Genomic DNA, 15,331 nt, shown 5'->3' with positions numbered 1-15,331 from the left:
AGGTATCCGTATAAGAAAAAGGGATACCCCATTGGCGCGTGACTCCGTTGCCTAAATACGAAGCCTTTACGATTTTGTTACTGATCATTTGTTACCACTCCTCCTTGAAATGAAATCAGCCATGGTAATATCTCCCTTGGTTATGGCATCCCAGATATTAATAGCCAGTGTATTAATCTTCATAGGATAGCCCATGAGCAGGGAAGCTGTATCGGCTGTCTGGGTTAATGCCTTCCTGCCTGCTTCCGGATCTCCTCCCTTTTCAACCAGGAACTTGTACCAGGCAGCAGGAGTACCGAAGGTTTTCTCTATAGTGCTTTCAATAGGTGAAAGTTCATAAGAACCATAGGTCCCAGCCATCTTGTTAAGACCGTATGTCATGCCCCCACCGATAATAGGGAACATCATGAATGGGAAGGACAGGGCAGAAACAACACCCTGTTTTATTGCTTTCTCCTCGCGCTTTTTCTTATCATTGCTCCGGTCATTGGAAAGTGTGTAATTCATAATACCCTCTACAGTCATTGGAGCAATGAGCCCAAGAAATACCATACGGGTAAAGAGTCTTGCCGCATCCATCGGCCTTCCGTCTTCCATCTTTATCTGTGAAAGTTTGGCGTCAAACCACACTCTGTTAAACATAGCATTGAAGAATGAATAGAACGGCAACAGCAGTTTCGTACCTTCACCTCCACGCTGGATACCGGATAAACCCGCCTTGCTGGTATCAACACTTGACCGTCTTACCCAGCTGTCAGCAATAGTAGAAGCCTCTGCATCACTCTTACCCTCAGCTATCGCCTTGGTATACATGTGAATCCAGGTAGGATAGTTGACCGCCATATCCGCCAGCATATCACAGCAGAATGCGGCCTTGGCCAGCTTGGTCTTGTCTATACCCAGCACCGTATTATGCTCAAACATGTTATTGCGGAAGTCGGACATATTCTGATCCATGAATGAAGTTTTCTCCCTCATCATGGTAGAACGGGCATTAACAAAATCCATCTTCTCCAGGGGATTACCAAGGTAAAACTCTGTCATGCCTTTGATAACATTGCCCGCGCCCATCTGCCATACCGCAGTAATAACATTCTGAGGAAGGTCTATTACCAGAGCCTTTGCCCTGAATCCCAGCATTGCCACTGACATTCTGGTACGCAGTTCCCTTACACCTCTGTCAACAGCGGTAAGACTTTCCCGCTGATCCGCAGCAATATTAATGAGCCAGTCCTGTAAAGCCTTAGTAGTCTTTACGCCGAACCGGCTGTCTATTGCGCTGATAAAATCAGGATTCTTAATAATCTTGTTTACATCAATGACCGGCTTTCTCATTGCCAAGTCATAATTAACATTCTGGATATGGTTGGTAAATGCTGACCAGTTCAAAAGAAGAGGTCTGCTTACCCTTGCCACACGGCTTGAAGTATGGCCGTGACTGGTCATAGCGGAAGCTGTAGGGTTTGCCTTGAAAAGCGCATTGGCTTCCTGCTGGTTCATGGTAACAATGGATTTGCCAGGATCATACGCAATAGGGTAATACCCGCCTGTCATGTCCATAGGCACGCCATCCTTGGTCATAACCTTAAATGGTGTAGGCTCTACCATTTTCACATCAAGACCTGCACAGTCAATTTCATGCTGGCGGATTTCAGGAGCATAGGTGTTAAGGTAATCCCACACACCCTGCACCAGTTTCCAGTGCTTTTCCTCCATTACGGAGAATACCTGCATGGCCAGACGGTCTATCACCATGTTATCCATATCGGACATCTTCATGCGGCGCTGAGAAGGAGACTTGAAATAATACCGGAGTCTGTCCCGGTTTCCTTCGTTGCCCCAGTTCATGGCCATCAGCACAATTTCTTCCATGGTCAGATCATTAGGCAGGAAATCAAAATGATGCTTCTGGTCCTTCATAGCCTCAATGGATTTTCTGTCCCAGCCAGCATCTTTAATAACCTTAGTAACATCCTCAATAGACTTGGCATTCCTTCTTTGAACCTCATCAAGACCATTCTTGATAGGGTTGAAAATGTACCGCACAGCCGGGCCTTGTTCCTCTCCTTTATCGATGATCCGGAGCAAGGTTTCCGTCTTTACCATGGAAGCAATAGGAATATCAATAAGGCGGTTCAATCTTTCCCCGATAGTAAGAGATTCCTGCCCCGCTTCGGACTGCTTATTGTACCGTTTCTTAAGCCCCATTACCTTCTCGATAATTGAGGAGGTACGCTCCAGCATAGTTGCCTTATCCTGATCAGCGAGTGCCCTGTCCATGGTTTTTCCTACATGCTGCAGACTCTTGGTACCGTCCTTAAGATCACGGAACTCATTAAGGGATAAGCGGCTGTAGTGCTTAGGCTCACCCTTTACAATAGTTTCCGGAACCATAGGCACGAAGTAGTTTTCCCTGCAGGATTCAATAAACTCTTCTAACGGAACCGGCTTACCGCCATCCAATGGCTGTAGTGGTTCCCGTTTAAGCAGGCCATACTTGGCCATAAGGTTATCTATCTGAACATTGAATCTGTGGTCAATATTCTTCTCATCGAGTCCGCGCTTGTTGATACGACCAAAGAAGCGCATACCAACTTGGATTTCCTTTTCAGCACGCATAGCTTCCATGGCCATGGCACGCTGTAAAAGTTCCTCGTCCTTGAAGATAACAGCCTGGTCATAATCGCCCTTGGCCATAGCACGGGTTGCTTGTCTGCCAGCCTTGGTTGCAGCAGCCAACATCTTACGCCACTGACCAGCCTCAGATATGCGCTGGTTACCGATGGTATTCTTGGCCACCTCACGGGCGGCTCTAGCCTTCAGCTTACCCTGCATAACCTCGGCATCCTGCCTGCGGGTATCCCTTGCCTGTTTCTCCTTGGCCTTTTCGACAGCCTTGTCCTCATGCTCCTGTGCCTTGCGCTGAGTCTCGGCTTTTTCCCTGCCTTCAGCCATAGCCTCAGCAGTTTCCCTTTCATTCTTGGCCTTAAGTTCAGCTGCAGCATTCTTAAGAACCTCGGCCTCAATACCAATAGCCTCGAGGGATTTAGCCGACGTTACCATCTGTATGGCCATATCCTGAATATTACCCAGCTCTTGGTCCTTCCACTTAGCCATGCGTTCATTAAGGCGTTTATTGAATTCTGCAGTATAACTTTTACTATTAAGCACAGCCTGCCGAAGTTCGTCCCCGGATTTGAATCCTACAATATCCGCAATGTCATCAAGGGTCCATTGACCGTCTTTGGCGAACCAGCTTTGAGGCATTTCAGATACAGCCTTTTCACCGTACTGTTCTACGGCTTTTGCTCTATCAAGCTTTAAGCCGCCCCCGTTTTCTTTAACAAAATCCGCCCCCAACACATCATCTGGCACAGTACCGCCTTTTTTCTTGGCTTCCATGAGAAGCCTTGCAGCATAAAGTGGTTCCTGATGCATTGCTTCCTCTATGAGAGCAGAAGCCTTTTGGGCAGCTTCCTTTTCCAGCTTTTTGAACTCCGGACTGATTTCTTTCAGAACTCTTGCCCGCATTTTGGCCTGTGCTTCCTTGTGAGCATCCTCCAGCAGCTTAGTGTATTCATGCAGTTCCTTAAGCCCCAGTTCCTTGCCACCAAACAACCTCTCTGAGTTATAGAAAAGTTCGGCAGCATTAATCTGTTCCTCACTGGCAAGCATACGGTCAAAGACTCCACGTACATCGTCATTTATCGGGATAGCCTGTCTGGTCATCTTCTTGTAGATGTTCTTCATCCAGTTAGTGAACTTCTCAAAAACACCCACAAGCTCCAGTGAAGGGGCCTTACCTTCGGAAAGATAAGTCTCGTAAGCGGAAGTAATTTTCTCATGCTGAGCGGCTGTCCACACCTCCCCCTCTTTGGATTCAACAAACTTATTGAGAATTCCGAAGTCCCTGATAACTTCCTCAGAAGCCATGCCTCTTTCAACGGCCTGCTTGTAGAGGTTCACAAAGTGATGCATCATCTCATGAGAAAGAGTGCTGTAATCAGCATTCTTATACAATTCAATGATAGCCTTGCCCTGCTCTGGTGGGATATATGCGCCTTGTATTTTTTCTAGATCAGCAGGATTTTCAATATTGCTTTCATTTTTCTGAAAAACATGGTCAACAACCATCCTCCGAGATTGCTCATCAGCATAAGTAAATCTATTGACAAAATCTTGTGCATCTGTAATACTGATAGTACCAAAAGCACTTTCCTTGCCAGGAACCAAGACCCCAGAGATTCCAGCCGTTGTTTCGACTGGGGCTCCTGTGGCGCCGGAGCTGGATTCGGTTGGCGGAGTTCGCCGCCCGTCAAAGGAAAGTGCTTTTTGCATGCAGTTAGTGTACTGCTTGTTGCTTCTAGGAGTAATAGTATTTACAGAATAGTAATCTTCACCTAGAGATTCATCTCTTTCTAAATCCATCATAACATCGGCTGACCATTTATCGTTTAGCCGTTTTACAAAGTGGACTCTTTGTCTACCATCTCTTGAAATATTTACATAAATGAAATCATAGTTACCAACAATATCTCGAATAGATGATTCTGTACTATCATATCCACCGACCTTCTCTAAAAAATCACGATGCTTTTGAATATGTGCAAGACCGGACCCCCGATTGCTTTCTTGGTCTCCAATATGGAAACCAACAGATAAGCGAATAGGGGCTTTTTTTATTACGGTACCATCGTCTGCAGTTAAGTCCCTCGTTATATGCCCGTAATCCATTGATCCAGCTTTGGTTAAAACATAACGCCGGTTTTCTTGTCTCATTGAGGCTGATTGCATCAATGTCTGGGCGGCAGCGCGTTCCTCGGTAATGCGCTGCGCATCGTACATTTCCTTACGGGCCACAATCATATCGTCCATGGCCTCTGCTGCATCCTTATAGCCCAGAATCTTAAGGATTCCTCTTTCCTCAGCACGGGCGAACATGGAATGAATCATATTGGCCTGGCTCTCTATAATTCGCTCGGAGGCTTCTGGGTAAGCAGTGCGTACAAAATCAACTGCCTTCTGGTATACTGGTGACTCTTTATCAATCCCCTCACCCCTAGACATTTCTTCCGCCTGCTTCTGGAGCTCCTGGAAATAGGCTGTAGTATCCTCGATCTCACGGTCAGTATACTCGCCCAAACGAACATCCTTGGCAAGGCCATTGATATGCTCAGTACCGGAATACTCTTTCACAAAGTCAGAGGTCTTTATATTGATATCCTGTCCCTGCTGCAGGGCTGTCTGTAATTCTTCCTCAGACACACCCAGCTTCTTTGCTTCCTCTACAGCACGGCTTGTGTTCTCCGGATCTATCTGCTGGAAGTAGGCCACAAATTCCTTGGCAGGAATGCCAACCGTTTCCAGTTTGGAACCCTCGACCACACCATCAATTAATGCGCCAATGGAGTCCTTACTGCGCTTGGCTGTCTTGGTGTCCTGCACAGCCTTGTCAATAGCAGCCAACGCCTCAGCTGTAGTAGTCCTTGGTCTTGCACTCTCAGCAGGCTTAGGCAGAGCAGAACCTACAACATGACCGCCACCAATAGTAACGCCAGATAAGGTGACAGCAGTAGGCACAAACTCAGTAGTAGCAGAATAGATCTGCTCAAATGCTCCTGGTTCGTTGCTATGGTCAAACTCCAACCCGCTCAATTCCTCAGAGGTTTTACGCGCTGCAAGTTCAATGGCCTTGGTACCACCACCGAAAATGGCAGACTGTTCCACTGTGGATGCCGCCAAGTTCTTTATAAATACCTGCCATGCCGCCTGCTTGGTTTCAGGATTATTAAGCACTGCATCTGGTACCGCGCCCTTAAATGCATCCGCAATAACCGCACCGGATACAGGAGAGCGGGACAGGAGGCGACTCACACCACCTGCGCCCAAGGCGGCATTAAAAATACCGCTACCTAATGCGCCATAATACGCATCATCAGCGGTCATGTACTTACCATCTACAGATTTTTGACTGATACTCTCCAGGTACTGGTTACCCATAGCGCGAGTACCCATGCTGTACGCCATACCAGCGGTGAAGCCTTTACCAAATCCACCAATAGCACCGGGGATAGCTCCCACACCAGCTGCAGCTAAACCAACACCTCCACCAATGGCAGCACCAGCCGCGCCGCCTTCAAGGCCCATAATAAAATCATTTTTCATGCCGGCAATACCGCCAACAATAGAAGCCATATCCCAAGTAAACGGATTATACCATTTGCTTTCAGGATTGTAATATTTCTTGGACAGTTCTTCCTTACGTTTGTTGATATTCTCCAACTCCACCCGCTGATCCGCGCTTATGGTGGTCATATCCAGCCCATTGTGCATCATATCTCGACCTATCTCAGAACTTCTCAGTTCCAAGTCTGACAGTTCCAGATGATCCTTGATACTGGTAATGGTATTCTCCAGCCCAGCCAACGGGTTAATATCATCCAGTGATACCGCCATATTTTTCTGATCTGTAAGATATTTAGCTGTTGCAGGGTTATCCTCAACAAATGCATCCCAGTCCTCTGGGCTGTTAGCCTTGGACTTTGCAGCTTGGAAAGCTGCATCCATAATCTGTTTATTGGCCATACCGCTCTGGATAACATTGCGCTTGGCATAATCATCTTTAATACCAAGAATGTTGGTGGCCTCTTCCAGCCTTGCCGCCTTCTCCGTATCTGTATTCTGAATGATATTGCTTGCATATAAAGCAGAAACCCTGTCTTTGGTGGCCTTGTTATTTCTGTATGCATCAGCGAGCTCAGGAGAATAAGAATTTTGGGTAAATAAATTGCTTATGGTATCAAAGATTCCACCGCTTTTATTAGCTTCTACACGGCTCTTTACCTCATCAGCTGATACCTGGGCACCAGTATCTTTATCTATATAGATTGTTCCTTGCCCTGTTTGTCTAGCTATAATCGGCATAAAGCATTTCTCCTTTTAACTATCTTTTACCACCAAATCTTTAGTTGATTCATCGTATTCATATTCAAAATTATTGGAATCCAATATTTTATTTCCCTCTATTCTGAATCCTGAAGGAAGATCCGCTGGTCTTATAGAGGTTCCACTAAATGGGAGCCAACTGTCATTAACATTTTTTGCCGCGCCCTCATCCTGAACAAATGAACGAATATCAGCAATAGCCATAGGTGGTTCCGGTGGGTTAGCTGTCATTCTTCGTCTGGCTTCCTCGTTTAATTTCTCGCGTACATTTGATTTTGCAATTCCGGTAATCTTTAACTCAGAACATACATCATTAAATGTTTTTTCGAGGTCACCATCCTTACCCCATGCATAGGCTTTCTCCAGGTTACCGCCAATTCCCATTGAAGCCTGGATACTGGCCTGAGTCTTAGGATCCAACCCAAATTTCTGTGCTTGCGCCAGTACCTCTGCATCAGTAGCACCTGGATTATCAACCTTCCAAGAATAGAAAGCATCTTCGGCATCCTGTCTTGCCCAATACTTCTGCTGTCTTGCATAAGACGCATCCTGCCTATCCTCTGCAACTGTCGCACTAAATACGCTCTTGGCTATAGTATCTATATCCATTTGAGTCATATTAGGATACTGACTCTGAACGAAAGACTTTACCTCTTCCATAGAGCCCATTCCTTTAACATTCGGAATGACTGCGTTTATTGCGTTCTTAATACTTTCATCATGGGAAGTCCTGGATTCCCTTTCCAGACGAAGAATCTCGGCCAATGTGGCTTCGTATTCTTTAGCATTATATGCAGAAACTTCCACTTCTTCCCAGTGCCCCTGCTCTCCGCTTCCAGTATCTTCATATACCAGATGAGCATGATAGCCGGTCCCCTTATCATGGTAAAAATCATCGCCACCTTTATTAAAGCCCATCTCACGGGCCTTATTTATAAAGGCCTCGCGTTCGGCATCGGTCAGCATTGAAACATTGACATCAATAGCGCTGCCGTATAAATGGTGAGAATTTGGTGCGCCATTGTTGGCCCGGTTATTCTCCTCACTTCGCCAGCCACCACTAATCTCAACTTTCTTACCAAACTCCTGCACAGCCCAGTCATAGAGGCCCCTAAACTGCGCTTTAAGAGTGTTGTTTGTTTTGGCAAGTCCCTTGTCTTCAAAATTCTGCATAGGAATATCAGACAAGTCTACTGGCTGGGAAGTTCCGCCCTTCGCTTTCAGTTCATTATATGCAGCCTGAACTTTCTGCACATAAGCCTGCGTTTCCGGATACGGAGGTGTCCCACCATAATCCTTAACAGCTTGCGGACCAGCATTATAAGCGGCAATAGCTTTGGTAGTATCTCCGCCAAAAGTGTCCAGCAATTCTTTAATGTACTTGGCACCGCCGTTAATATTTCCGGCTTTATCATTCGGATCTACACCCAAGCCTGCAGCTGTATCCGGCATAAGCTGCATCATTCCAATTGCTCCGGCAGAACTTGGTTTTATATTCTGGTTATAACCGGTTTCAACAGAAGCTATCGCAGCCACTAATAAAGGGTCTACACTATTTGCCGCAGCCGCGCTGTTAATCATGCTATCCGTAGAGGAGTCTCCGGAATAGCCTCCGCTACCGCCACCTACAAACTTTCTTACAGTTTTCTTTGCATTAGGCCCCTTTTCAGCTTCTAATTTTTCGCGGGCCTTGACCGCGTTAAATGTTCCGTCAGCGTTCCTGCATTCCGGATCATTAGCATATTTAGAAGCTATCTGAAAACCAACCTGCTTGGTTTTAATCTCATTGCTCATTTTGGATACCTTAACTTCAGCATCCGTGGTAACCTTTCCGTGGCCCGCCTCAAACAAGTCAAACAGACCTTGAGTATCACCACTGCTATAAAGTATCTCTGCCATTTCCTCATACGATTTGGAAAGCATCTCCTGAATTACCTGGTCTGTTGTTTCCGATGACCAACCCTCCCAATGCATATAATCAGCTTTATTGGTCTGCGCCTGCATAACCAAGGTCAAAAAAGAATTTGCCCCGGGATTTTTCATAGCGACTTCTGCAGCATTGGTATAATTTGTTTTTATATCCTGAATATAAGCTGTGCGGACTTCTTCACCCTCATTACGGGATATGATATTTCGGTACTGTCCAAGCCAAGAAGAAGTTCTCTCAGCTAATTTTGTTCTCATAATGTCGCTACCCATGTTAGACATTGCGTCTTGCATGGTCTTATCAACAACTTCATCAAATTTAACGGTGGCCCCATTAGCCTTGTGCCCCTTTTGAACAGCCAGCCCATTATTAGGATCATACAAAACTTCATTCATGTATGAACGAAGAAGATTCTCCTGCCTTACTACTGCGTTATCATCTTCCTGCTGTTGCATCTTGATGGCGTGCTGGGCGATAGTATCACCCAGTTTGGCAAGGTTCTCATTGAATCCAGCCTGCTCTTTGGCTACTGTGGTTCCAAACGCAGCAGGGGATCCTTGTGGAACAGTAGGGTTAATAGTAGCTGTATATCCCGCCTGTTGCTGATATGTAGGAATATTGCCGTTATTTACCATGTGAAGCCACCTCTGTTTCTATTGTTATACCACTCCGTGTAAGTAGGCATCTGGAAGCTGAATTTAGTATTGCCGGCTGTAGTATTGGCAGGTGTTTTATTACCACCGCTCATTCCCATAGATGTCTGACCGAAGCTCAGAAAGTTATTGGCAAACTGAGAACCGGCGGAAAGCAAGCCAGAAGAATATGCAATCTTCCCCGCTGCTCTTTCCCCTGCCGCCTGCGCCCTATACTGTGCAGACTGTATCTTACCACTTGTCCTGATATTCTGGGACTGAACATCAGCGTTATACTGGATAGCCATAGCATCCATTTCAGATCTGGCAATACTATCATCAAGAATATTCTGATAAGTATAGCCGTTAGATAAGCCACGGGAAGCCATAGCCGCCTTCTGGCTCTTGGTCATGGACTGTCCCTTTATGCGTACCTCGGAGGCCTGCATACCAGCCGTCCTCTGTACACTGTCAACGGCATTCTCGTTCATTTGCCTGTTTACCTGGTCCATTGTCTCCAGATATTCAGCATTGGCATTATGATAATCCCGCTGGGCCTTTGCAGCACCGATTCCACCGAACAGCTGCATACCCATACCAGCGATAGAAGCTGCCGCTGTAGTACACATATCTTTCACCCCCTATAAATAAAAAACTGCCGAAACTCCCGTCCCAGCAGTGTATATTTCTTATCCATAAACTCCGCCCCCAGCTTCTTCAACCAGCGGACAGATTCCTTATGCTCCATACAAATACAGTTAGTCAGATATGAATACCTGACCATAAGATCATTCTTCAGAATATCAAAGGACTTTATCATGAACTCCTTCGGATAACTGTTAATCTTGTCTGTGCCTAACAGCCAGAACACTCCGCCACCATCTGGCAGAGATTTGGAGCCCATAGCACCTATAGGCTCCCCATCTGCTAAAAACACTCTTGAATCAGGGCACACAGCTATAGAAGTTTCCAGCCCTTCAAGAGGGGTATGGTTCACAGCCATGCACTCAAACTTGTCAATCTCTCTCATGTTGTCCGCAATATAGCGAACCATCTCATCATTGGGTTTGGCAAATGTTATATGCTCATGTCGTTTAATCATCGGATACCGTCAACCCCATTATTATTCCAAGTATAGTAATCGGCATTGGGATGTCCTGCACCACCATAACACGGCCACCCTCGCTGCAGGAGAAGTTGCCATAAATGAATGTATCCCCGGTATAAAGCGCGAGCTTGTTTCCAAGGTAATCCGACTTGCTTCTTCTCTGCCACTCATCCAAATATTCCTCAACCTGGCCAACCTTGCCACCACGACTATTAAGCAGACGAAGAATAACAGCACCTATCTTGATGTTGTGCCCCTGCAGGACACCTCTAACAAGTCCCTGCATCTCAATGTTCATGGTTTCAAGTTTGGCTGTATAGGTCAGCCCTACGGCTATTTTCTTTCCCGCCCGCTCCAAGGTCAAGGTACCATCTAAAGGAACCTCAGCCATTGGCATAACATTGCCATCAATTAATACGCCTACAGTACATCCTGCAAGCTGAGGACAGGAAATAGTATTAACATCGCTGTTACCATCATACACGCTGGCAGCATCCATATACAGCTGATCTGCCGGATCCGTGGTAGGAAGTCTCTTACTCATTCGCTCCACATAGCGGACTGTCTGCCCATTAATCTCGCGTTTGACCACCGCCCAGATCCGTGTCTCATTGCTGTACGGAATGCAGCATACGCTTTCAAATTCTCCCTGTGTATCATGCTCCGCCCAAGCAACCATTTTCTGTTCAGGCATGTAGGTGCATGACAGCAGGACACCATCTTCCCTTACCAGCCAAAGAATGGAATCCGGCTCCAGCTGATAGGTCATATCCACCGGAGGATGCTCATTGATCAGGCAGGCTGAGAACAGGGAAATCTCATCACCGGAATAGGAGTCATGCACATAATCATAACCGATATTCCTTACTGCGCCGCCTGTCTCCTGCACATAAATACACTGAGCACCTACCGCAAGTATATCCATGTTCTTCGCCCCGTAATAGGACTCAGCACGCTGGGTAATGCTTGTAGGTGTGAGTGAATTGCCGGAGAAGGAAATAGTATTAACACCGTCCTCGGAAAATGCTATAAGGCTCTGTCTCATAGCTATGAGGGTATGGATAATACTCATCTTTCTGCTGGTCAAAATAATCTGAATTGAATCATCATCCTCAACCTTTGGGGACGAGGTTTCAAAATTATAATAATCTGCCGGCTTGCTCATCCAGACACCGCGGGGACTTCCCGTAGTACCTGCAAAGCAAAGACGGTCTTCATAAAAACATACAGCTGAAGGATAGCCCTGCTCACCGCTCCATGCTGCCTCAAACCACATGTCAGTGGCTGTTGTATTGGCCAGTGGTTTTTCAGTTGAGACAGTGGCAGATGCATGTTTACTATCCGTAATGCCTGTAATAGTAACATAGCCAACATTCACATAAGGGTCAACACTCAGATCCACTGTGCATGTTCCGGAGGATATGGTAGTCAGTCTTGCGCGAAGTATACACTGCTCACCTTCCTCGGCATACACATTGAAGTTAGCCTCAGAATTCTTATGAGTAAATGACCGTAACTGCATCCATGTGTTTCCATTGTCGTAGGAACGCTCAACTACAACAGTTCCCACCCAGTCAGAACCATGGGTGACAAAACGCCAGGTACAATTTGTTCCGCAAGTAAGTGTGGATGTAGTAAACGCAGACCCACCACTACCGCTTACACTGCCGCCGCTCATGTGCTGGTCAATACGCCATACTGAATTTACATGACCATTCTTGAAGATATCCTTTGATGCAGTAAGAGTAATATTACCAGTAGCAGCTGACGGTGTTATCGTGCTGGCCTCGTCAAGATTCTGGGAAAGAAATGGACCTCGTTTATAGGCATAGGCCGTAAGGCTCCATGAAGTCAGACTGTCACGGCTTAATACATAAGGGGCTACATTCTGGCAGGCAATAAAAATCTTATCTGCACTCTGCACGAAGCGCAGCTTGAATAACATTGAAGATTCATAAGGGGTAACAATCTCCACTATATCACCGTTACCATCAAGTACCCTTGTACCGTCCGAGTTCCAGAAGCGCACATAATTGTGACCAAACTCCATAACATAGGCCTGTGAGTCGGAATACACAAATGGAAGCAGGCGACATTTCTTACTTGCTTCCTTAGCATCTCCCAGATAAAGGAATCCTGTTCTGTTAGATACTGAGCCAAACTTATGTATAAAGAAGTTCTTACACTCTCTCAGCCCGCTTGCATACCGCTCATTATCAATTCGGCCCCACACCTTTGGGTCAAACTTTCCACCGGCAAATGACGGCTGCATGTAGTATGTAGTAGCCATTTACCTCACCCCCTGGCATTGACGAAGAACCCATATATTTCCTCATCGTTGTACTTCTCTGTCTTGTTGGCAGTCTGGGCAGCACTCAGGCAGGCAGCATACATCTGACTGCACTTATTGAATAATCCCGTATCAGATGCCAACGCCTGACAGACATCCATAGCCAGCCTCCAGCCAAGGCAGTCCACAAACTGGCTGTCCCACTTTGTAGGATCCTCTACCAAAGCTGTATAACGACCATACGCCTGCGGACAGTCCGTAGCTATGGCCTGCTGGTTGGTTTCTGGAGAAAGCACGCTTTCCCACTTGTGTTTCAGATCACCGCTACGGATACTGTTTTCGTCCTCAATAGCCCAAAGGGCGGCACAGTCATTTGGATAGCGGTATAAGTAATCCCACCCCAGAACCTTTTCTTCATTAAGCTCTGCGAGTGGGATAATCTTTCTTGCAAAATTCCATTCAGCCCCTCGCAGTACGCTGTGTACCGCGAGAGACCAAACGGCTTTTAATTCAGTTGCAGGAGTGCTGACATCAGTCTCCACATTATTTACGGGCCGTACGCCAATACGGCGCAGCGCAATATTACATATCTCAGTTTTGCCCAGGGTATTTGGCATAACGTGCCCCTCCTTATCCTACTTCTTTTTCCTGGTGGAATCCTTGCCCTTATTGGTCTTTACTGGAGCTTCTTCCTTGACCGCTTCTGCTTCTGCTTCAGTCTCAGTCTCAGCCTCAACCCTAGCTTTTGCTTCTGCTTCTGCTTCAGTCTCAGCCTCAACCCTAGCTTTTGCTTCTGCTTCTGCTTCAGTCTCAGCCTCAACCCTAGCTTTTGCTTCTGCTTCTGCTTCAATCTCAGCCAATGCTTTAGCCTTAGCTTCTGCCTCAACCTTCTTTTTCTGAAGATACTGTTTTAATGGCATGAAATGTTCATTAGGGCATTTAAATGCCTGGATAACATCGCCCTCTTTCCAGTAAGATCCAGCATAACCAAAGTTATCACGTACAGCAATAAACTCATCCATCGATATTCACATCCTTAGCCATGTTCAAGGTAATCTTACCCGCAGTTGCGTTGCTACCGGTTACAGTGTAGTAAGCACGGACATAACGCTTAGTCTTGATTGGCAGACGCTCCTTGAATACTTCTGCTCCAGCTGTAAGAGATGCAACAGGAATAGCCCCGGAACTGATAAGAGTTTCAGGAGAAGTAAACGCAGAATCAGTTGCTGTCTGAATGGTAATTGTCAGAGAGGTAAGCGTTGCAAAAGAAGTGTCTACCATAGCAATGACAAATACCGGTTCATAAGCTGCACCTGCAGTCTTCAAATCAACATAATTAGTAGAGGCCGCCGAAGCAGTGACGGCCTGTTCCTTGGAAAGCTGTAAAGCCTTATCGAGAATCATCTGTTTGTACCTCCTTCTTATACTACCTGAGCCTCAGTGTTCAGGATTGCATCTGTGCGGCGAACTGGAATACCATCGAAATAGGTAACGCGCTTGCCACCAACAGTCTCCTGAGTGAGCTGATATACGGTCTTGTTCATGATCTGGCGGCGCAGGAAGCTGCGGATAGTCTTATTGCACAGGAAACTCATGCGGGTAATACCCTCTGCGTTGTTTGGCATAAGCTCCTCAGCCTGTACCATCAGGTCGATGAGGTCAGCACCAGTGGAAGCATTCTTGCTCAGATCGCTGACATCAATGTTAGCAATACGCACTACATATCTCCAGTCACGTACACACAGACCGCCATACCACTTGTAGTGAGTGCGGTAACCCTGGTACTTACCGCCATTGGCATCAAACAAGGTAACACCATCAGGCATACCCTTGGTCAGGTCACTATGGTCAAGACCTGCCTTCATACCCTTTGGATAGATACCAAATACGGTATTAGGGCCCCAACCTACCAGATACATGGAAGTATTGTCGGAACCAGTACCACCTGCGTCAAGTACATTAGCGGTACTTGGAGCACCGGAAGTGGCATTATAGCGAGGCGCGAAACCTACAAACTGTTCTGGCTTGGACTTATCACCGTAGATAAGAGCACGGCAGAACTCCTGATTCATAGCCTCAATAAATGCACGGTCCTCGGAAAGACGGAACTCTGCGGTATTACCATTGAGGTCAGCCAAAGCCTTATCCACCTCAGAATAAGCCTCCAGCATACCACAGGTATCAGTAATCTGCTGGGTTGCGGACTTGCTGTCCTGAACACCATAGTTCAGAAGTCTCCAGGTTACATCTGGAAGACCAGTGCGGACGGTGGTCTTATGACCAGTTGGCAGATTGCCCTCCTGCCAGTGCATATCCAGAAGCACATCATTGGTGTCAGTCAGGATTTCTGCAATCTTGTCGATCTTACCCTGGGGGTCTTCACGGCGGGCAATGTCCTGTAAAGTAACTACTACGTTAGACATTGATTA

9 protein-coding genes are annotated in these 15,331 nt (G+C 46.5%); all 9 read right to left on the bottom strand.

Translation table 11 applies throughout. From position 1 onward, the window contains the following. Positions 1 to 84: 84 nt before the first annotated feature. From B6K08_RS08335 to B6K08_RS08295, 9 genes are read right to left on the bottom strand one after another with little or no spacing between them, the layout of a single operon-like run. Entirely contained in the window at positions 85 to 6,924 is a 6,840-nt protein-coding gene (locus B6K08_RS08335; protein WP_080325897.1) for a hypothetical protein, read from the bottom strand. 15 nt (positions 6,925 to 6,939) lie between these two features. Further along, positions 6,940 to 9,507, bottom strand: a complete 2,568-nt coding sequence (locus B6K08_RS14335) for a transglycosylase SLT domain-containing protein (RefSeq protein ID WP_080325896.1) — start codon at positions 9,505 to 9,507, stop codon at positions 6,940 to 6,942. Continuing rightward, positions 9,501 to 10,133, bottom strand: coding sequence for a hypothetical protein (locus tag B6K08_RS08325; RefSeq protein WP_039209724.1), 633 nt, complete (start codon positions 10,131 to 10,133; stop codon positions 9,501 to 9,503). The genes B6K08_RS14335 and B6K08_RS08325 overlap by 7 nt, the downstream gene beginning before the upstream one ends. Positions 10,134 to 10,138: 5 nt before the next feature. Continuing rightward, a complete protein-coding gene (locus tag B6K08_RS08320) occupies positions 10,139 to 10,606 on the bottom strand; it encodes a hypothetical protein (RefSeq protein ID WP_039209728.1) in 468 nt (155 codons plus the stop codon). Then, positions 10,599 to 12,902: a phage nozzle protein gene (locus B6K08_RS08315; protein WP_039209731.1), complete on the bottom strand. Its 2,304-nt coding sequence runs from the start codon at positions 12,900 to 12,902 to the stop codon at positions 10,599 to 10,601. The genes B6K08_RS08320 and B6K08_RS08315 overlap by 8 nt, the downstream gene beginning before the upstream one ends. Before the next feature lie 5 nt (positions 12,903 to 12,907). Next, the gene (locus B6K08_RS08310) at positions 12,908 to 13,519 is read right to left on the bottom strand and encodes a phage connector family protein (protein WP_039209734.1); all 612 of its coding nucleotides are present in this window, start codon (positions 13,517 to 13,519) and stop codon (positions 12,908 to 12,910) included. Positions 13,520 to 13,537: 18 nt separating this feature from the next. Beyond that, complete coding sequence (locus tag B6K08_RS13995; RefSeq protein WP_052212312.1) at positions 13,538 to 13,924, bottom strand: hypothetical protein; 387 nt, start codon at positions 13,922 to 13,924, stop codon at positions 13,538 to 13,540. Beyond that, complete coding sequence (locus B6K08_RS08300) at positions 13,917 to 14,306, bottom strand: Bbp16 family capsid cement protein (protein ID WP_039209736.1); 390 nt, start codon at positions 14,304 to 14,306, stop codon at positions 13,917 to 13,919. Before B6K08_RS08300 ends, B6K08_RS13995 begins: the two co-directional genes overlap by 8 nt. Before the next feature lie 17 nt (positions 14,307 to 14,323). Continuing rightward, positions 14,324 to 15,325 carry a major capsid protein gene (locus B6K08_RS08295; protein WP_039209739.1) on the bottom strand — a complete coding sequence of 334 codons (1,002 nt, stop codon included), beginning with the start codon at positions 15,323 to 15,325 and terminating at the stop codon, positions 14,324 to 14,326. Positions 15,326 to 15,331: the final 6 nt, after the last annotated feature.

Source organism: Anaerovibrio lipolyticus DSM 3074 (assembly GCF_900141865.1).
Classification (GTDB): Bacteria; Bacillota; Negativicutes; order Selenomonadales; family Selenomonadaceae; genus Anaerovibrio; species Anaerovibrio lipolyticus.
The sequence above is the reverse complement of the archived record's forward strand: the minus strand, read 5'-3'. Positions and strand labels throughout refer to the sequence as shown.